This window comes from Aureimonas sp. N4, from assembly GCF_001463925.1.
Classification (GTDB): domain Bacteria; phylum Pseudomonadota; class Alphaproteobacteria; order Rhizobiales; family Rhizobiaceae; genus Aureimonas; species Aureimonas ureilytica_A.
In genome coordinates, this window is sequence record NZ_BBWS01000005.1 from 1 (window position 1) to 18,403 (window position 18,403).

The window sequence follows — 18,403 nt, forward strand, 5'->3', positions numbered from 1 at the left end:
AGAAGAACCCGCATCACCCCCGCCTCGCCGGCCAGCCGGAATGGTTTATCGCCACGCAGCTCCAGCTCTGGAAGGACAAGCACCGGGGCGGCACGCCGTTCAACCATGTGATGATACCGATCGCCACCAACATGACCGAAGAGCAGATCGACGCGCTGGCGCTCTGGTATTCGCGCGCCGCGCCTTGAAGGCGGGTTTGATCGGGAAGAGCGGTCCCGGCGCCTCCGCTCGACGGCCCAACACCCCGCGCCGAACCGCCAGGCAGCGGCGGAGCGCCGGTCTGTCGCTCCGTTTTATGCGGGCTGCGGTGGCGTCGGCGTGGGGCCGGCGTCCGACCCATCCATCGGGATGCCCGCCTCGAAGTGGCCGTGCTGCTCGCCGGATCCTTCAAGGGGGCAGCCCTTCCCAGCGCGACACCGGGGCGCTAAGCCGGCCTTTCGAACGAGCTGGCGAGCACGTGCCGGCTTTGTGGGGAAAGCCGACATGCCGCTTCATATCGAGACGCCCCTTATCGCCTCCTCGCCTTTGTCGAGGAAGGGGCTCGACGTCCTGTTGAAGCTCGAAGCCCTCCAGCCGCCCGGCTCCTTCAAGCTCCGGGGCATCGGCCACGCCTGCGAGCGCCATGCGCAAGCCGGCAAGCGGCGTTTCGTCTCCTCCTCCGGCGGCAATGCGGGGCTCGCCGTCGCCTATGCCGGCCGCCGGCTCGGCCTGCCCGTCACGGTCGTCGTGCCGGAAACCACGAGCACGCGGGCCCGCGCCCTGATCGAGGCCGAGGGTGCGGAACTGCGCGTCCACGGCGCGGCGTGGCACGAGGCCAACGCGCTGGCGCTGTCGCTCGTGGACGAGGCGACGGCGTTCCTTCATCCCTTCGACGATCCGCTTCTCTGGGAGGGTCATGCGAGCCTGATCGACGAGGCGATCGGCCAAGGCGCGCGCTTCGACGCGGTGGTGCTCTCGGTCGGCGGCGGCGGGCTTCTCGCCGGCGTGGTGGAAGGGCTGAAGCGCAACGGATTGAGCACGCCCGTCTTCGCGGTGGAGACGCACGGCGCGGCCTCGCTGGCGCGCTCCGTGGAAGCCGGGCAGCGAGTGGAACTTTCGGAGATCGCGACCGTCGCGACCTCGCTCGCCGCCCGGCAGGTCTGCGAGCAGGCGTTCGAGCTGACCAAGCGCCACGACATCCGCCCCGTTCTCGTGAGCGACCGCGCGGCGCTGGCGGCCTGCGAGCGCTTTCTGGAGGATCACCGCATTCTGGTCGAACCCGCCTGCGGCGCGGCGCTGGCGGCTTTGGAAGAGGGCGCGGCCGACCTTTCGGGCCTCCGTTCGGTTCTTGTCGTCGTCTGCGGAGGGGCGGTTGCGACCATCGACACGATCCGCGCCGCCCAAGCCGCGCTCGCGAATGCGGCCTGACGCGTTTCTACGGGATGCATGGTTTTCGCCTCGGCCCCTCTCGCCTCGCGGGCATCGGCCGCGCATCATCCCGAGCTGATTCGGGGGAGCGGGCATGAGCATCTTGTTTCTGGGCATCGACGCGGGCGGTACGGCCTGCCGCGCCCGGCTGATCGACGAGAGCGGCGCGCTGTTCGGGGAAGGCGCGGCGGGGCCGGCGTCGGCGCGGCTGGGCGTCGAAGCGGTATTCGACGCCATGATGTCGGCCGCGCGCGAGGCATGGCGGGCGGCCGAACTCGGCCCCTTCGCCTTCGGCCGGGTGCGCGCGGCGGCCGGCATTGCCGGCTTTCGTCGCGAGGGCGTGGCGGAGGATTTCGCCCTGCGGCCGCATCCGTTCGAAAGCCTGACCCTCACCGATGACGGCACGATCGCGTGTCTGGGCGCCCATGGCGGGGCCGATGGCGGCGTGGTGATCGCCGGCACGGGCTCCATCGCCTATGCGCTGCGGGGCGGGGAGACGCTGCGCTTTGGCGGCTACGGCTTTCCGGCCTCCGACGAGGGTTCGGGCGCGCGGCTCGGCCTTTCCGCCATGGAAGCCGCCTTCCAGGCGCTCGACGGTCGCCTTCAGCCGACGCCGCTGACCGAAGCGTTGCTGGATCGTTTCGGCGCGCGCGCCCCGGCCATGACGCTTTGGTGCGACGGCGCGACGCCGACCGACTATGCGGCGCTCGCCCCGCTCGTGACGCTCCATGCCGAGCGCGGCGACAAGGTGGCCCAATTGCTGATGGAAAGCGCGGGTGACGCGCTGGCCGCCCTCGCCGCGACGCTGGAGGCCGCCGGCTGCCCGCGCATCGCGCTGATCGGCGGCCTGTCCACCGCGATCCAGCCCTATCTGCCCCAAGCGCTGGCCCGTCGCCTTGCCGAGCCGATGGGGGATGCCTTGGATGGCGCGCTGGCGCTGGCCGGGTTGCCGCTGGCGGGGGCGTCAGCATAAGGGCATCTCGCAAATCCTCGAAGCCGAACGCGTGCGAGAGGTTTTCGTCCAACCGCGGTGAAGCGAAGCCCGTCGATGCGAGGCGACATCGGCAATGGTTTGCGGACGCGGCTGAAAGCCAGAGCGAAAAAATCCTCCCCCGACTCGCATCATATCGCTCCGCTTTGCCGGCTTATCTTGGCGCGACTCAAGCCGGGCCCGCGTTTCCATGTCGGATAGACGCCCGTCCTTGTCGCTCACATGGTGGCGCGAACCGCCTCGAATCGTGTAACGACAGCGTGAGGGAAATAGCCGTGTCGCACCGGCGCGGCCTTGCATGAGGAAGCGAAGACGATGAAATCACGTGCCGCCGTAGCCTGGGAAGCCGGCAAGCCGCTGACGATCGAGACCGTCGATATTCGCGGTCCGCAGCCGGGCGAAGTGCTGGTGGAGATCATGGCGACGGGCGTCTGCCACACCGACGCCTACACGCTGTCGGGTCTGGATTCCGAAGGCAAGTTCCCCGCCATTCTCGGCCATGAAGGCGCGGGCATCGTGCGCGAGGTCGGCGCGGGCGTCACCTCCGTGAAGCCGGGCGACCATGTGATCCCGCTCTACACGCCCGAATGCCGCAATTGTAAGAGCTGCCTGTCGCAGCGCACCAATCTCTGCACCGCCATCCGCTCGACCCAAGGCCAAGGCGTGATGCCCGACGGCACCTCGCGCTTCCGCTGCGACGAGGCGACCGTCTTCCATTATATGGGCTGCTCGACCTTCTCGAACTTCACCGTTCTGCCCGAGATCGCGGTGGCGAAGGTGCGCGAGGACGCCCCCTTCGACAAGATCTGCTATATCGGCTGCGGCGTGACGACGGGCATCGGCGCCGTGATCTACACGGCCAAGGTCTGGCCGGGCGCCAATGTCGTGGTCTTCGGTCTGGGCGGTATCGGCCTCAACGTGCTCCAGGGCGCGCGCATGGTCGGCGCGGACAAGATCATCGGCGTCGATCTCAACCCCGCCAAGGTCGAGATGGCCCGCAAGTTCGGCATGACCGACTATATCAACCCGAACGAGGTCGGCCACGACAAGGTCGTGCAGGCGATCCTCGATCTGACGGGCGGCGGCGCGGACTTCTCCTTCGACGCGACCGGCAACACGACCGTCATGCGTCAGGCGCTGGAATGCTGCCATCGCGGCTGGGGCGAGTCGATCATCATCGGCGTCGCGGAAGCGGGCAAGGAAATCTCGACCCGTCCGTTCCAGCTCGTCACGGGCCGCGTCTGGAAGGGCACGGCCTTCGGCGGCGCGCGCGGCCGCACCGACGTTCCCAAGATCGTCGACTGGTACATGGACGGCAAGATCAACATCGACGACCTCATCACCCACAAGATGTCGCTGGACGAGATCAACACGGCGTTCGACCTCATGCACGAAGGCAAGTCGATCCGCTCGGTGGTGGTTTACTAAGATCGCTTTTGTCGATGCGGTCGGGCCTGTCCCGATCCTGAGGTCGAGCCCTGCCGCGTCCGCGCGGCGGGGTTTGCGCGTTGGCGCCGAGCTTGCCAGGGCGGGGGCTCGGCGCTTAGCATGACAGGGATCGGCGCCTTGCGACGTCCACGAATCTCTCGCCGGCCTCGAGCTGGCGAATGTCCAGACAGGTGCCGGGAATGACGGATGAGGAATGGCGCTGGCGGCGGTTCGATGAACTGACGGTTCGCGAACTTCACGACCTCCTGAAGCTGCGCTGCGATGTGTTCGTGGTGGAGCAGGCCTGCGCCTTCGCCGAGATCGACGGGCAGGACCCGGCGGCCTTCCATCTCCTGCGGCGGGAGGCGGGCTTCTTGGCCGGATGCCTGCGCGTCTTTGCGCCGGAACGGCTTGGCGAGCCGGCGCGCATCGGGCGCATCGCGACCTCGCCGGCGCATCGCGGCACCGGGCTCGGCCATCGCATGATGGGCGAGGCGCTCGATTTTTGTGCCGAGAATTTTGCTGGAGCCGACATCGTTCTGTCGGCGCAAAGCCATCTTCAACTCTTTTATGGCAAGCACGGCTTCCAGCCCGTGTCGGAGACTTATCTCGAAGACGACATTCCCCATGTCGATATGCGACGCCACGCGGGCGCCGCGTTTCATCCCTGATCGCTTCTCGCGCAAGGACCTTTGACCATGCCGCTCGATATCGTTTCCACCGCGAAGGCCCATGGCGGCACGCAGGGCGTGTATCGCCACCATTCGCGGGCGACCGACACGCTGATGACCTTTGCCGTGTTCGTGCCGCCGCAGGCGAGCGAGGGGCGCGTTCCCGTTCTCTGGTATCTCTCGGGCCTTACCTGCTCGCACCAGAACGCCATGGACAAGGCGGAATACCGGCGGCTCGCCGCCGAACTCGGCCTGATGATCGTTCTGCCCGACACCAGCCCGCGCGGGGCCGACGTGCCGGACGAGAAAGACAATTGGCAGTTCGGTTCGGGCGCGGGCTTCTATGTGGACGCGACGCGCGAGCCCTATGCCGAGAACTACCGCATGTACACCTACGTGACCGACGAACTACCCGGCTATCTCGCCACGCACTTCCCGGCCGACATGAAGCGCCAGGGCCTATTCGGCCATTCCATGGGCGGGCACGGCGCGCTCACCATCGCGCTGCGCAATCCCGAGACCTATCGCTCGGCCTCGGCCTTCGCGCCGATCGTCCAGCCGACCACGGCCGACTGGTCCAAGCCCGCGCTCGACAAGTATCTGGGCGTCGGCGCCAAGTCGCAGCGCCTCTACGACGCGACGGCGCTGATCGAGGACGGCCACCGCTTCCCGGAATTCTACGTCGATCAGGGCACGGCCGATTCGTTCCTCGACACCGGCCTGCGCCCGCAGCTTCTCGCCAAGGCCTGCGAGCGCGCCGGCATCAAGCTGACCCTCAACATGCGCGAGGGCTACGACCATTCCTACAACTTCATCTCCACCTTCATGGACGATCATCTGCGCTACCACGCGGACCGTCTGAAGGGCTGACGATCGGGTGGGGCGGCGGAGCGATCCGACCGCCCTTTTTCATGATGTGGACGGCGGCAGGCGGGATGCCGCAACAGGGGGACAGGACGACATGAGCGAACAACAAGCCGATCTCGGCGTGCTCGGCATGGGCACGATGGGCGCCAATCTGGCGCTGAACTTCGCCGACAATGGCGGCTTCACCGTGGCGCTGGGCAACCGCACGGTGGAAAAGGCCTATGGCATCAGGGACAGCAATCCCGCGCTGGCCGAGCGCCTCGTGCCCGCCGACTCGATCGAGCATTTCATTTCGACGCTCAAGAGCCCGCGCGTCGTGGTCATCATGGTCAATGCCGGCAAGCCGGTGGATGAGCAGATCGACCTCGTGCTGCCGCATCTCGCCCCCGGCGACATTCTGATCGACGCCGGCAATGCCGATTTCAACGACACGGTGCGCCGCGAGCGCGCGATCAAGGACACGGGCATCCACTTCGTCGGCATGGGCGTCTCGGGCGGCGAAGAGGGCGCGCGCCACGGCCCTTCCATCATGGTGGGCGGGGATCAGGCCGTCTGGCAGCGCCTGAAGCCGCTTCTGGAGCCGATCTCGGCCAAGTTCGACGCCAGCCCCTGCGTGGACTGGCTCGGCACGGATGGCGCGGGCCATTTCGTCAAGACGATCCATAACGGCATCGAATATGCCGACATGCAGATGATCGCCGAGATCTACGGCGTCCTGCGCGACGGCATCGGCCTGTCGGCGGGCGAGATCGGGGACATCTTCTCCGACTGGAACACGCGCGGCCTCCAGTCCTATCTGGTCGAGATCACCGCCGTGACGCTGCGCGAGAAGGACCCCGAGACCGGCAAGCCGCTGGTGGACGTGATCGTGGACGAAGCCGGCCAGAAGGGCACGGGCCGCTGGTCGGTGATCGAGGCGCAGAAGCTCGGCGTCGGCGCGACCACGCTGGAAGCGGCCGTTTCGGCACGCGGCATCTCCTCGCGCCGCGCCGAGCGCGCCGAAGCCGAAAAGCTGTTCGGCGATATCGAAACGGCGCGCGCGGAGTTCCATGGCGACCATGACGGGCTCGCGGAACTGGAAGCCGCGCTCGAGACCGCCAAGATCATCGCCTATGCGCAGGGTTATGCCGTGATGGCCGAGGCCAGCCGCGAGTTCGGCTGGAACCTGCCGCTCGGTGGCATCGCCCGTATCTGGCGCGCCGGCTGCATCATCCGCTCGCGCTTTCTGGACGACATCACGCAGGCCTACGAGGCGGGCGAGGTCGTCAACCTCCTCCAGTCCCCCCACTTCGCCAGCCGCGTGCGCGAGGGGCAGGCGAGCCTTCGCCGCGTCGTCGCCAAGGCGGCGCTGGCCGGGCTTCCCATTCCGGCGCTCTCGGCCGCGCTCGCCTATTTCGACGATTATCGCCACGCGCGCGGCACCACCAACCTGACGCAGGCGCAGCGCGATCTCTTCGGCGCGCACACGTTCCGCCGGCTCGACCGGGAAGGCGTGTTCCACCACAAGTGGCCGCAGGTCTGATCCGACCTCCCACGATCGTGAAGGGCTCGCGCAAGCGGGCCCTTTTCGTTGGAAAGCCATATGGAAAAAGGCTTTCAGGTCGAGCGCGCGCCAGACAATCGTGTCAACACGGATGAATCACATCGGCGCGAAGCCGGTTGTTGGGCGGCGGGCCGACGCCACTTGGCTGGGTCAGAGCGGCCGAAGCGTCGCTGCCTCCAACTCGTGAGACCCGACCCGATGCGCTCGTCATCCCGCCTTCTCGCCGTGCTTCTCGCTTCTACGCTTCTCAGCGCCGGCCCCGCCCTGGCCCAAGCCGAGGGCTCGCAGGCCGACCGCCTGTCGCATGTGGACGGCAACCTGCCCGACGCCGGCAACGCGCCCGGCCAGCCCGCCGAAACGGCCGAGGCCAACGCGCCGAACCAGAAACCCGCCTTCGAGAACCAGACGCGCGCGCCGCAGCCGGCCGAGCTTGCCAAGGTCACGACCACCACCGTTGTCGAAGACCTGCCGCATCTCTGGGCCATGGAGTTCCTGCCCGACGGCCGGATGCTCGTCACCGCCAAGAAGGGCGAGATGATGGTGCTCTCGGCCGACGGCAAGACCAGGACCACCGTCAGCGGCGTCCCGAAGGTGGAGTCCAGCGGCCAGGGCGGCCTGCTCGACGTCGCGCTCGCGCCGGGTTTCGCGGATGACGGCATGATCTACTTCACCTTCTCCGAGCCGCGCGAGGGCGGGGGCAACGGCACCTCGCTCGCCAGCGCCAAGCTCGTGATGGAAGGCGACCAAGCCAAGCTGGAGGGAATGAAGGTCGTCTTCCAGCAGGTGCCCGCCTATGACGGCGACAAGCATTTTGGCTCGCGCATCGTGTTTGCGCCCGATGGCAAGATCCTGCTCGGCGTCGGCGAACGCTCCGACACGCCGATCCGCGATCAGGCGCAGGATCTGAATTCGGGTCTCGGCAAGGTCTTCCGCATCAACGCTGACGGTTCGATCCCCGAGGACAATCCTTTCGTGAAGCGCGAGGGCGCGCAAGGCGCGATCTGGAGCTATGGCCACCGCAACATCCAGTCCGCCGCGCTGGATGCCGACGGGCGGCTCTGGACGGTGGAGCACGGCGCGCGCGGCGGCGACGAGCTGAACCGCCCGGAAGCGGGCAAGAACTACGGCTGGCCCGTCATCACCTATGGCATCGACTATGGCGGCGGCCCGATCGGCGAGGGCAAGACGGCGATGGAGGGCATGGAGCAGCCCGCCTATTATTGGGACCCGGTGATCGGCCCATCGGGAATGACACTCTATCGCGGCGAGGAATTTCCGGCCTGGCAGAACGCCTTCATCATGGGCGGCCTCGTCACGCAGGGTCTGGTGATCGTCCATCTCGACGGCGACCGGGTGAAGAGCGAGGAGCGCGTGCCGCTCGAAGCGCGCATCCGCGACGTGAAGGTCGGCCCGGACGGCGCGGTCTATGCGCTGACCGAGCGCCGGCAGGGCGAGGGCTCGTCCACCATCCTGCGCGTGGCGGCGGCGGACTGAGCGGCGTTCTCTCTTCTCATGAATCATGAAGAAGCCGGCTCGAAAGGGCCGGCTTTTGAACTCAGAGCGGAAAGGCCATCGGGTCTCCCGAATGGGGATGAGGCATGACGGCCATGTCGAGCCCGTAGATGCGCTTCAGCGGCTCGGGCGAGACGACCTCGCGCGGCCGCCCGCGCGCCACGACCCGCCCGCCTTTCAGCGCCAGAATCTCGTCGCAGAAGCGCGCGGCCATATTGACCTCGTGGAGGACGGCGACGACGCCGACGCCCTTCTCATGGCTGAGCCGGCGAACGAGATCCAGAATCTCGATCTGATGCGCGACGTCGAGCGCAGAGATCGGCTCGTCCAGAAGAAGGCAGCGCGCATCCTGCGCCACCAGCATGGCGAGCCAGACGCGCTGGCGCTCGCCCCCCGACAGCGCGTCCACCGCCTGATCGCCCATCGCCTCCGTATCCGTCAGCGCCAGGGCCTCGGCCACCTTTTGCCGGTCGGCCGCGCCGAAGCGCCCGAACGGCCCGTGCCAGGGATAGCGGCCGAGGGCGACGAGTTCGCGCACGCTCATGCCCGGTGCTGCGGGCGTCGATTGCGGGAGATAGGCAACGGCGCGGGCGAAATCGCGCGAGCCCCATTGGCTTATATCCCGGCCGGCGAAGGCGAGGCGACCGGCGCTCGGGCTTTCCTGCCGGGCGAGGAGCTTCAGGAGCGTCGACTTGCCCGAGCCATTGTGCCCGACCAGCCCGACGACGCGGCCTGCGGGCAGGTCCAGCGTCACGTCATAGAGGAGCCGGCGGCCCGGCACGTCGAAGGAGACGCCCTCCAGCGAGAAGCCATCAGGCTCAGGTGAGGCGGCTGCGGCGCGCGCGGGCGCGGGCGTATCGAGCATGGCGGACCTCATGCGGAGCGGCGGTTGAGAAGCAGCATCAGGGCCGGCGCGCCGATCAGCGCGGCGACGATGCCGGTCGGCATCTGCCAGGGATAGGCGAGGGTGCGGCCGAGCCAGTCGGCCATGACGAGAAGCAGCGCACCCGACAGGGCAGAGGCGAGAAGCGCGGGCGCGGCGCGGTGCAGCCCCAGGAGCCGCGCGGCATGGGGCGCCATCAGCCCGACAAAGGTGAGCGGGCCGACAAGGGGGGTGGCGGCGGCCGTGAGGCAGGCGGCGAGCAGAAAGAGCAGGAGCCGCGCGCGGGCGAGCGGCAGGCCGAGCGAGGCCGCTCCGGCGGGGCCGAGCGGCAAGAGGCCGAGCGGGCGCGCGGCCAGAAGCGTCAGCGCCGTGAAGAGGACCGCGCCGCCGGCTGCCCAGAGCGATGTGGCGGCGTCGAGCCCACTGGTGGAGCCGGCCATCCAGGCAAAGAGCATCAGCGCGCGCGGGTCTCCCGTGGCCGACAGAAGCCCGACCACGGCGTCGAGCAGCGCGTTCAGCGCTATGCCGGCGAGCAGAACCCGCTCGGGCTGGAAGCCGGAGCGACGGCCAAGCGCGAGAATCGCCAGGATCACCGCGAGGCTGCCGAGCACCGCCATGAGCCCGATCAGCGAGGCATGGGGCGTCGCCGCCAGAAACAGCGAAAGCGCGGCGGCAAAGGCCGCGCCGGCGCTGATGCCGAGGACTTCCGGGCTCGCCAACTCGTTGCCGGTGAGGCGCTGGAGAATGAAGCCGGCAAGACCCAGCATGCATCCCGCCGCCGCCGCGCCGAGCATCCGAGGCCAGCGCCAGGGCAGGATTTCGGCGAACTCGGCCGGCGCGAGCCAATGCCAGCCGCCCGTCAGCCCGTCGCGGCCGAAGAAGAGGGCGAACACCAGAAGCGCGAGCGAAAACCCGAGGATCAGCGCCTTGCGCCAGGCGGGCGACAGCGCCCGGCTCTGCGAGGCCGGGGCAGCCCCGAGCGGCGGGCGCTCGGCTTTGGGCAGGCGCGGCAGAAGCAGAAGCAGGAGCGGCGAGCCGAGAAGCGCGGTCACGGCCCCGGTCGGCAGGAAGGTTTCGAGCGGCCCGGCCAGAAGCTGCACGCCGCTATCGGCCAGAAACAGAAGCAGCGCGCCGATCAGCGTCGCTCCGAGAAGCCGGCTCTTGAGGCTGCGCGCGCCGGCGAGGCGCGACAGGATGGGCGCGACGAGGCCGATGAAGCCGATGACGCCGACCGTGCTCACCACCACGCTCGACATCACGACCGCGAGCCCCACCGCCAGCGCGCGCAGGCGGCCGGCATCGAGCCCGCGCGCCCGCGCGCTCGCATCGTCGAGATCGAGCAGCGCCAGAGGACGCAGGATCAGGAGCACGAAGGGCAGAAGCACCAGCAACCGCAAGGCCAGTTGCTGCACCGGCTGCCAGCTTTGCTGGCTGAGCGAACCCGCGCCCCAGATGAAGAGCGAGGCGAGATAGCGCTCGTTGAGAAGCGTCAGCAGGGCCGACAGCGCGCCGGCGTAGAGGCCGACCACGAGCCCGGCAAGGATCAGCGTGACAGCGGCAAAACCGCGCCGACGCACCAGGGCGAAGACGAGAAGGGTCGAAAACGCCGAGCCGCCCAGCGCCACGAGATCGCGCCCCAAGCCGAGCAGCCCCGGCGCCCAGAGCGTCGCGACCGCAAGCGCCAGCCGCGCGCCGGCATCAATGCCGAGCGTCGTGGGCGAGGCGAGCGGATTGCGCAGCGCCTGTTGCAGGAGCGCGCCGGAGGCCCCGAGTGCCGCACCGCACACAAGCGCCATCGCCGCGCGCGGCAGCGTCGCGTAGAGAAGCACCATGCGCGCCGGATCGTAGCCGGCTTCAAGCCCGCCACCCTGCCAGAGATGAGCGAGCGGTGGCCCGAGCAACGCCGCCGCCGCAACGAGGCTGAGCGCCAGGAGCGGCAGCACGAGAGGGGCCGCCCCGAAATGGGGACGCAGGCGCGGGGCGGCGCGGGCCAGCGACGAGCCGCTCACGCCGCGCGCTCCGGCGGCAGCTGGTCCAGAAGGCGGGCAAAGCGCAGCGCCGAGGGCAGGGTGCCGAACATCAGCGAAGCCGGCATGGTGGCGACGCGCCCGGCGCGCACGAAGGGAAGTTCCGTCCAGAGCGGCGAGCGGGCCAGAGCCGGCCAGACATCGGGCGGCACGGGCTCGATGGCGACGCACTCGGCCTCGCCCGCCTTCACCAGGTCCTCGACGCCGACCGTCGCGAAGCCCCAGCTGTTGACCTCACCCGTCCAGGCATTGGCGAGGCCGAGCTTTGCCAGCGTGTTGCCGTAAAGGCCGGCCTCGCCGTAAACGCGCACATGCCTCGGCTCCAGAAAGGACACGAAAAGCATGGGCCTTGGGTGCCGGGGGCGCAGCCTCGCACCGAGCGCGGCGATCTCGGCGTCGAATTCCGCGATGGCTTTTTCGGCCTCGGCCTCGCGCCCGGTCAGGCGACCCAGCTCGCGCGTCACCTCGGCGGAGCGCGCCAGCGGGGCGTAGCCGTCCGCACCGCCATGGATCGTCAGCTGCCGGACGGGCGCGATGCGCCGCAGCGTCGGCTCGGCCATGGCGACATAATTCGTTGTCAGGATGAGGTCGGGCTTGAGCGCCGCCAGCCGCTCGAAATTGGGCTCCACCGATGCGCCGAGATCGGCGACTGCGGGCGGCAGGGCAGGCTCCACCACCCAGATTTTCCAGTCCGCCGCCGACATGACGGCGATCGGCGTGATGCCGATCAGCATCAGGGCCTCGGCCAGTCCGTAATCGATCACCGCCATGCGCTGGGGAAAGGTCTGCGCCTGCGCCCCGGCAGGCCAAGCTGCAAGACTCGCGCCCGCGAGGCAGAACCGGCCGAAGCTCCGGCGCGTGAGCGCGTTGCGGCTCATTCGATAATCCTGACTTTTTATTTCATGTTTCTCCTAGCGGCGGCGGCGGATGCGTTCAAGAGCGCTGTCACGCGCCCCGCGCTCGGTATCGGGCCAGCGAACGAGAAAAGGGCCGTGATGCGGCCCTTTCATCCGATCTTGAGGCGAGACGTGTCAGGCGCTGAGGCGCTCCCACTCGTCCGCGTCGTCCTGCCGGGCAGCGGGGCTGCGGGGCGGCTGTGGGCGCAGCTTCGTCACCTCGGCCGAGCGGGGCGCGGGGATGGACGCCTTCGGGGCTGCGGCCTCGGGAGCGGACGCGGCCAGCTGGAAGAAGCTGGAGCGCTCGTTGAGGCCGGCGGCTTCCGCTTGGAGCTGCGCTGCGGTGGCGGACATGCTGCCGGCGGCGGCTGCATTCACCTGCGTCACCTGTTCCAGTTGCTGGATCGCCTGATTGATCTGCTGCGCGCCGAGATTCTGCTCGTTGCAGGCGGCCGAAATCTCGCTGACCAGTTCGGCCGTGCGGTGAATGCCGGGCACGAGATCGCGCAGGAGATCGCCCGCTTCCTGCGAGGTCGCGAGCGAGGTGCCGGACAGGTCGGCGATTTCGCCCGATGTGCGCTGGGCGCGCTCGGCGAGCTTGCGCACTTCCGAGGCGACCACCGCGAAGCCCTTGCCGTGCTGGCCGGCTCGTGCCGCCTCGATGGCGGCGTTCAGCGCCAAGAGATCGGTCTGGCGGGCGATCTCGCCGACCTCGGCGATCTTGCCGGCGATCTCGCGCATGGCCACCAGCGAGTTGGCCACGGCCTTTTCGCTGCGCTCGGCGTGATGGCTGGTTTCCATGGCGACCTTCTCCGTCAGGCGGGCATTGTCGGCCGTCTGGCGGATGGTCGCGCTCATCTCCTCCATCGCGGCGGAGGCCTGCTCGGTCGCGGCGGCCTGTTCACTCGCGCCCTGGCTCAGCTGCTCGGCCGTACTGGCGGAGAGGTGCGAGCCGCCGGCGACATGCTCCGCCGACTGGCGAACGCCTGTCACGATGCCGCGCAGCTGGGTGACCATATCGTTCATGGCACGTTGCAGCGCGGTGATCTCGTCGCTTCCGCGCGTTTCGAGTGTCTGCGTCAGATCACCCTCGCCGATGGCACGCGCGAAACTCGCCGAGCGCGACAGGGCGCGGGAGATCGAAATCGCGATCCAGAGCGCGGCAAGGGTTCCGATCATCATCGCGCCCGCCACGATGGCGATCAGCGTCAGGCGCGTCGTCTCGTAATTGCTGCGCGAGTGCTCGACATAGGTCTGGCTGATTTCCTGCGCGCGGCTCACCAGTTTGGCGACCTCGGCGGACACGGCCTTGGCCTTGGGAATGGCGGAGCCGTTCAGATATTCGAACATGGTTGCGTCGGTACGGTTCACGCCATCCTGCGTGATGGCGCGCCCGGTGGCGAACAGCGAATCGGCGCTGGCCTTCACGCGCGACAGGGCATCAGGCGCGACAGTGGGCAAGGTACGCAGCGCGGCAAGGCCGGAGGCGAAGGCGGTCTCGGCCGAGGCGAGATCGCGGGCGGCTTGCTCACGCAAACCAACATCGGTGCTGGCAAAAGTGGAGACGAGCGCCAGACGCGCGGCCCCGGCGGCTTGTACCAGTTGCAGGGGAATGGGGCTCGCGGGATAGCGCGCGCCGAGCTCGCGGAGCTGCGTGTTCAGCGCGTTGAAGTCGTCGGCCGTGCGGGCCAGACTGGTCGCGACCGGCGCCTTGTCCTGTGCCTTGATCAGCGCCAGAGACTTGTCGATGATCTCGCGGTAGGACTGGATAAGGCCAGGCAGATCGGCGACTTCGCTCTTTCGCGCTTCGGGGATGGCGGCCATGAACTGCTGGAGATCGGCGTCGATGGACTGCCAGATCCGCGCGAAGTCCTTTTGGATGGCGTCCTGGCTCTTGGCATCCTGATAGACGATCAGGGCCAGAAGCTGGCGACGTGTCGCCATCACGTCCGTGTCGAGCGCCTTGATCTGGCGGAGCTGCTCCAGCGGCTGCGCCGCGAAGGTCTCCATGCTCTTGTAGCTGTGGGACAGGCTGGATACGCCCGCATAGCCTGCGACCCCTGTCAGAAGCAAGAGACTCCCGAAGGAGGCGAGAAGTTTCGTCTTGATGGTCACGCGCATGATCAACCTGCCTCGTTGCATGGGATGCCGCCGCGACCAGGGACGCCACACGCCTCCCGCTCCCTGTCGCAACGTCGCCGCCGACTCGCCAAAGCCTTGATTCGCTAGGGCTCGCCGAGGCGGAAGGGGGCTCCCTTCTTCTGGATGCAGGGATACTGGTGAGCCGTTTAAGGAGTTTGTCCGGCGAAACCTCAAATGCACCGGATCAGGTCAAGCGCAGGGGAGCCATGCGATATTGCAAGGGCTGGGCAGGTGTTTCAGCGCGTTGCCACTGCCGCGTCCGGTTCGGACGCCGTGTCCAGGAGAACCACCACGGAGAGGCCGGGCGACAGTTCGTTCATCCGCGGCTGGCCGGGGTCGATGCGGATGCGCACCGGCACGCGCTGGGCGACCTTGGTGAAATTGCCCGTCGCGTTGTCGGGGCGCAGCACGGCGAATTCCGAGCCTGTCGCGGGCGCGAAACGCTCGATATGGCCGCTCATTTCCTGGCCGCCGAACGCATCCACCAGAAAGCGCACGGGCTGGCCGATCTGCATTCCGGGAAGCTGGGTTTCCTTGAAATTCGCCACGATCCAGATCGCGTCCGGCACGACGCTGGTAAGCTGTGTTCCGGCCTGCACATATTGGCCGACCTTGACGCCGACTTCGCCGAGCTGGCCCGCCTTGGGCGCGAGAATGCGCGTGTTGGCGAGATCGATCTCGGCGAGCTTCACGGCGGCCTCGGCATTGTCCACCGCCGCTTCCAGCGTCTGGCGGTTGACGATCACGGTTTGAAGATCCTGCCGGGCGACTTCGAGCTGCGCCTTGGCCTGATCGAGCGCGGCGGCGGCCTGGTTGTTCTGGCGCGTCGCGACATCGAGATCGCTGCCTGGCACATAGCCCTGGCGGGCCAGGGGCTGGACGCGGGCGAGACTGGCGCTGGCGGTTTCGGCCGCCGATTGCGCGCTCTTCACCGCTGCCTCGTTGGCCGCGATCTTGGCCAGACTCGACTGGCGCTGCTGCTGCGAATTGGCGAGCGCGGCCTTCTGGCCCGCAAGACCCGCGCGCGCCTGCGCCAGACGCTGATTGAAGATGCGATCGTCGATCCGCGCGATCAACTGCCCGGCCTCCACAGTCTCATAGTCCTGCACCGGCACTTCGGCGACGATGCCGGCGAGCTGGGGTGCGATGACCGTCACCTGACCTCGGACATAGGCGTCGTTGGTGCGCTCCACGCTGGAGGCGAAGGGCGGCAGGCGCCAGGCATAGAGCGCCAGAAGAATGCCGGCCACGCCGACGAGGAGAGCGACATAGGTGCCGAGAGAGCGAAAGATGCGCATGGGAAAACGGGTCCGGGCGAAAGATCAGGCGGAGGCCGGCGCGGGCGCAAGACGGGCGCGCAGTCCGTTGAAGGCCAGATGAAGAAGAAGAAAGGCAAGGCCCATGGCTGCGAGCACCGCCGTCATGAGGAACGCATCGTTATAGGCAAGGATATTGGCCTCGCGCGTCGCTTGGCTGCCGAGCAGCGCCAGCCCTTCGGCCTGCCGCAGCACGGGGTCGGCGATGGTCGCGCGGTAGCTGTTGCCGAGCACCGCGATGCGCGCGGCCACGATCGGATCGGCCAGCGTGATGTTTTCCGCGATCTGGCTGGAATGGAACTTCTCGCGGATCGTGACGAAGGTGCGAAACAGCGAGGAGCCGATTGCCCCGCCGAGCGCCTGCGTCGTCAGGAAGATGATCAGGAAGGAGAGGATGTAGTTCATCCCCTTCTTCATGGCCGAGGCGAAGCCCTGCGCCATGGCGGGCGGCAGAAACAGAACGCCTGCCGCCGAGATCAGCCCCTGACTTAGATACATCTGCTCGGGCCGGGTCAGCGAGGTCGCTCGGGCGTCCATGAGCGCGCCGGTGATCAGGAAAAGCAGCGCGACGATATGGATGTAAGGCGCGCGGCCGGGTTTTAGGATGGAAGCGCAGACGAGGCCCGCCGTGACGCCCGAGCCGAGCATCACGAGATAGAGAACCACCATCTGCTCGTTGCGCAGGCCGATCACCTGGAAGAAGCCCGACGCGCCGCTCGTCTGCTCCGACAGAAGCAGGCGAAATAGAAGGATGACGCCGGCAAAGTGCAGCACCTCCTTGGAGGTGATCCAGCGCAGGTCCACCAGCGGATTGGTGCGGTTCAGCTCGATCACCGCCGCGATGGTGAGGCTCAGCGCGCCGGCGGCCAGCGCCCAGCCGATCCAGGGCGCTTCGAACCACCAGTCGAAGGGGCCGAGCGTCATGCCGATGGCGATGCAACCGAGCCCCAGAGCGATGAAAACATAGGACACGATGTCGAGCGTCTCGATCACCGGCGTCTTGGGTGGCGAGTTGAGCGGTAGGAGACGGATGGCGCAGAAGCTCATCAGCGCCATCGCCGTTTCCAGCATGAAGAGCCCGTTCCAGTCGTCGATATCGAGAAGCGAGGGCGAGATGAGGCGCGCCAGCGTGGGCGCGATCGCCGTGTTGGTGAGGGCCAGACTCATGCCGATGGACAGCTTCTTCTCGGGGGGGAAGCTTTCCAGCATGTAGAGAAAGGCGAGCGAGGACATGGGCGAGGCGGCCGCGCCCGCGAAGAAGCGGACCACCAGCGCCGACTGGAGATCGTCCACGAAGAGATGCAGCAGCGTCACCGTGACGAAGCCGGCGATCGCCCATTCGGCGAAGTTGCGCAGGCCGAACTGCGCGCGCAGCTTGGTCAGAAGCAGCGTCAGGCTGACATTGGGGGCCAGATAGGCCGCGCTCAGCCAGACGGTTTCGTTCACGGTCGCGCCGAGCGGACCCTGAAGCTGGTAGAGATTGGCGGTGATGAGGTTGAGGCCGAGACCTTGCGTGGCCGCGATCAGTGTCGAGGCCAGCATATAGAGCGCCATCATGGCGGGCGGCTTGCGCACATAGGGCGCGGGCGCGGGCATGGGCGCGCCGCGCCGGCGCGGCGGAGCCGCCGGGCCGCTGTCGGGTCTGGTATCGGACGGGGCCGGGCCGCCGATCGAGGCGGTCGGCTTCGTCGGCTCGACGTCCGGTTCGTTGCCGCGAAGGGTTGCGCTATCCTCCATGGGTCCGATCCCGTTCGATGGCGTCCGACACCAGATGCAGAACCTTCAGGGCCGTCTGCATGTCGGCCTCCGGGACATGGCGCAGGATGAGGTCGCGCAGCTCATGCGAGACGCCCGAAACGACGGCGGCGGTTTCCTCGCCATGCGCGGTCAGCTCAATGCGCTTCAGACGCCGGTCTCCCGGCACTGGTGTGCGCCGCACGAGGCCTTGCTGCTCCATGCCGTCGAGAAGGCGCACGACCGTGGGCCCTTCCAGTTCCAGATCCTCGGCGAGTTCCCGCTGGGTCATCGGCTGGCGGCTGAGCGCGGCGAGCGCGCGGGCGCGGGGATAGGTGAGCCCACGCGCCACGACCCGCGCGTTGAAGCGCGTGCGCAGCTTGCGCGCCGTCTTGACCAGCGTTTCCGCAAAGGCGGCCTTCAGGTCGGTGGGCGCGAGTTGGGGATCAGCCTGTTCCATGTCCCTCATATAGATAGGGGGCTCTTAATAAGCTATATATTATTTACGAAAAACATCGGAATCGATCGGCGGGACGGCATGGTCCGGGCGATTGACGACACGTCGCCCAAGCCGGCACAAAGGTCGCAGCCCCCGAGAGCGGTTGGTTCAATCGCCCGAGAGAACGCCGACGATCGAAGGAAAGCGCCCGATGTCCGATCTCGCTCCCACGCCCGGTCCCCGCGTCTCGATTCGCTACTGCACCCAGTGCCAGTGGCTTCTGCGCGCGGCCTGGCTGGCGCAGGAGCTTCTCTCCACGTTCGGGCCCGACCTCGGCGAAGTGGCGCTGGTGCCGGGCACCGGCGGCGTGTTCGAGATTCAATGCGACGGGCAACAGGTCTGGGAGCGCAAGGCCGATGGCGGCTTTCCCGAGGCGAAGGTCTTGAAGCAAAGGGTACGCGACGTCATCGACCCCGAGCGAAGTCTCGGCCATAGCGACCGCTGAACGGGCCGAGTCCGTCTTGAAACAAGAATGGCCGTGCTCCCG

The 18,403-nt window shown here is 67.9% G+C and carries 16 protein-coding genes; 9 read left to right on the forward strand and 7 right to left on the reverse strand.

Annotated elements, in window-relative coordinates:
* The 8 genes from AUL28_RS22955 to AUL28_RS01195 all read left to right on the forward strand — a co-directional run.
* Positions 1–188, forward strand: a 188-nt coding sequence (locus AUL28_RS22955; RefSeq protein WP_374701397.1) for a c-type cytochrome, incomplete at its 5' end; no start/stop codon positions are given.
* Between the two features lie 295 nt (positions 189–483).
* Entirely contained in the window at positions 484–1,407 is a 924-nt protein-coding gene (locus AUL28_RS01165; protein WP_062230384.1) for a pyridoxal-phosphate dependent enzyme, read from the forward strand.
* Between the two features lie 94 nt (positions 1,408–1,501).
* Positions 1,502–2,380 (forward strand): BadF/BadG/BcrA/BcrD ATPase family protein, encoded by an 879-nt coding sequence (locus AUL28_RS01170; RefSeq protein WP_062230385.1) that lies wholly within the window; start codon positions 1,502–1,504, stop codon positions 2,378–2,380.
* Positions 2,381–2,713: 333 nt separating this feature from the next.
* Positions 2,714–3,826 (forward strand): S-(hydroxymethyl)glutathione dehydrogenase/class III alcohol dehydrogenase, encoded by a 1,113-nt coding sequence (locus AUL28_RS01175; RefSeq protein ID WP_062230402.1) that lies wholly within the window; start codon positions 2,714–2,716, stop codon positions 3,824–3,826.
* A gap of 200 nt (positions 3,827–4,026) precedes the next feature.
* Entirely contained in the window at positions 4,027–4,497 is a 471-nt protein-coding gene (locus tag AUL28_RS01180; RefSeq protein ID WP_058599387.1) for a GNAT family N-acetyltransferase, read from the forward strand.
* Positions 4,498–4,524: 27 nt separating this feature from the next.
* Positions 4,525–5,367 carry an S-formylglutathione hydrolase gene (fghA, locus tag AUL28_RS01185; RefSeq protein WP_058599388.1) on the forward strand — a complete coding sequence of 281 codons (843 nt, stop codon included), beginning with the start codon at positions 4,525–4,527 and terminating at the stop codon, positions 5,365–5,367.
* A 91-nt stretch (positions 5,368–5,458) separates the two neighbouring features.
* Positions 5,459–6,886, forward strand: coding sequence for an NADP-dependent phosphogluconate dehydrogenase (gene gndA / locus AUL28_RS01190; protein ID WP_058599389.1), 1,428 nt, complete (start codon positions 5,459–5,461; stop codon positions 6,884–6,886).
* Between the two features lie 219 nt (positions 6,887–7,105).
* The gene (locus AUL28_RS01195; protein ID WP_062230386.1) at positions 7,106–8,401 is read left to right on the forward strand and encodes a PQQ-dependent sugar dehydrogenase; all 1,296 of its coding nucleotides are present in this window, start codon (positions 7,106–7,108) and stop codon (positions 8,399–8,401) included.
* A gap of 61 nt (positions 8,402–8,462) precedes the next feature.
* Here AUL28_RS01195 and AUL28_RS01200 read toward each other — a convergent pair whose 3' ends face one another.
* The 7 genes from AUL28_RS01200 to AUL28_RS01230 all read right to left on the reverse strand — a co-directional run bounded on the left by AUL28_RS01200 (position 8,463) and on the right by AUL28_RS01230 (position 17,877).
* The gene (locus AUL28_RS01200; RefSeq protein WP_062230387.1) at positions 8,463–9,284 is read right to left on the reverse strand and encodes an ABC transporter ATP-binding protein; all 822 of its coding nucleotides are present in this window, start codon (positions 9,282–9,284) and stop codon (positions 8,463–8,465) included.
* 8 nt (positions 9,285–9,292) lie between these two features.
* The gene (fhuB, locus tag AUL28_RS01205; protein ID WP_082640154.1) at positions 9,293–11,311 is read right to left on the reverse strand and encodes a Fe(3+)-hydroxamate ABC transporter permease FhuB; all 2,019 of its coding nucleotides are present in this window, start codon (positions 11,309–11,311) and stop codon (positions 9,293–9,295) included.
* A complete protein-coding gene (locus tag AUL28_RS01210) occupies positions 11,308–12,207 on the reverse strand; it encodes an ABC transporter substrate-binding protein (protein WP_082640155.1) in 900 nt (299 codons plus the stop codon). The genes fhuB and AUL28_RS01210 overlap by 4 nt, the downstream gene beginning before the upstream one ends.
* 153 nt (positions 12,208–12,360) lie before the next feature.
* Positions 12,361–14,346 (reverse strand): HAMP domain-containing methyl-accepting chemotaxis protein, encoded by a 1,986-nt coding sequence (locus AUL28_RS01215; protein ID WP_062230388.1) that lies wholly within the window; start codon positions 14,344–14,346, stop codon positions 12,361–12,363.
* Between the two features lie 257 nt (positions 14,347–14,603).
* Positions 14,604–15,665, reverse strand: coding sequence for an HlyD family secretion protein (locus AUL28_RS01220; protein WP_062230389.1), 1,062 nt, complete (start codon positions 15,663–15,665; stop codon positions 14,604–14,606).
* A gap of 24 nt (positions 15,666–15,689) precedes the next feature.
* Positions 15,690–17,279, reverse strand: coding sequence for an MFS transporter (locus AUL28_RS01225; RefSeq protein WP_062230405.1), 1,590 nt, complete (start codon positions 17,277–17,279; stop codon positions 15,690–15,692).
* 130 nt (positions 17,280–17,409) lie between these two features.
* Entirely contained in the window at positions 17,410–17,877 is a 468-nt protein-coding gene (locus tag AUL28_RS01230) for a MarR family winged helix-turn-helix transcriptional regulator (protein ID WP_082640157.1), read from the reverse strand.
* A 190-nt stretch (positions 17,878–18,067) separates the two neighbouring features.
* On the opposite strand from AUL28_RS01230, the gene AUL28_RS01235 reads away from it, so the two are divergent.
* Positions 18,068–18,361, forward strand: a complete 294-nt coding sequence (locus AUL28_RS01235; RefSeq protein WP_062230407.1) for a SelT/SelW/SelH family protein — start codon at positions 18,068–18,070, stop codon at positions 18,359–18,361.
* The last annotated feature ends 42 nt before the right edge of the window (positions 18,362–18,403 follow it).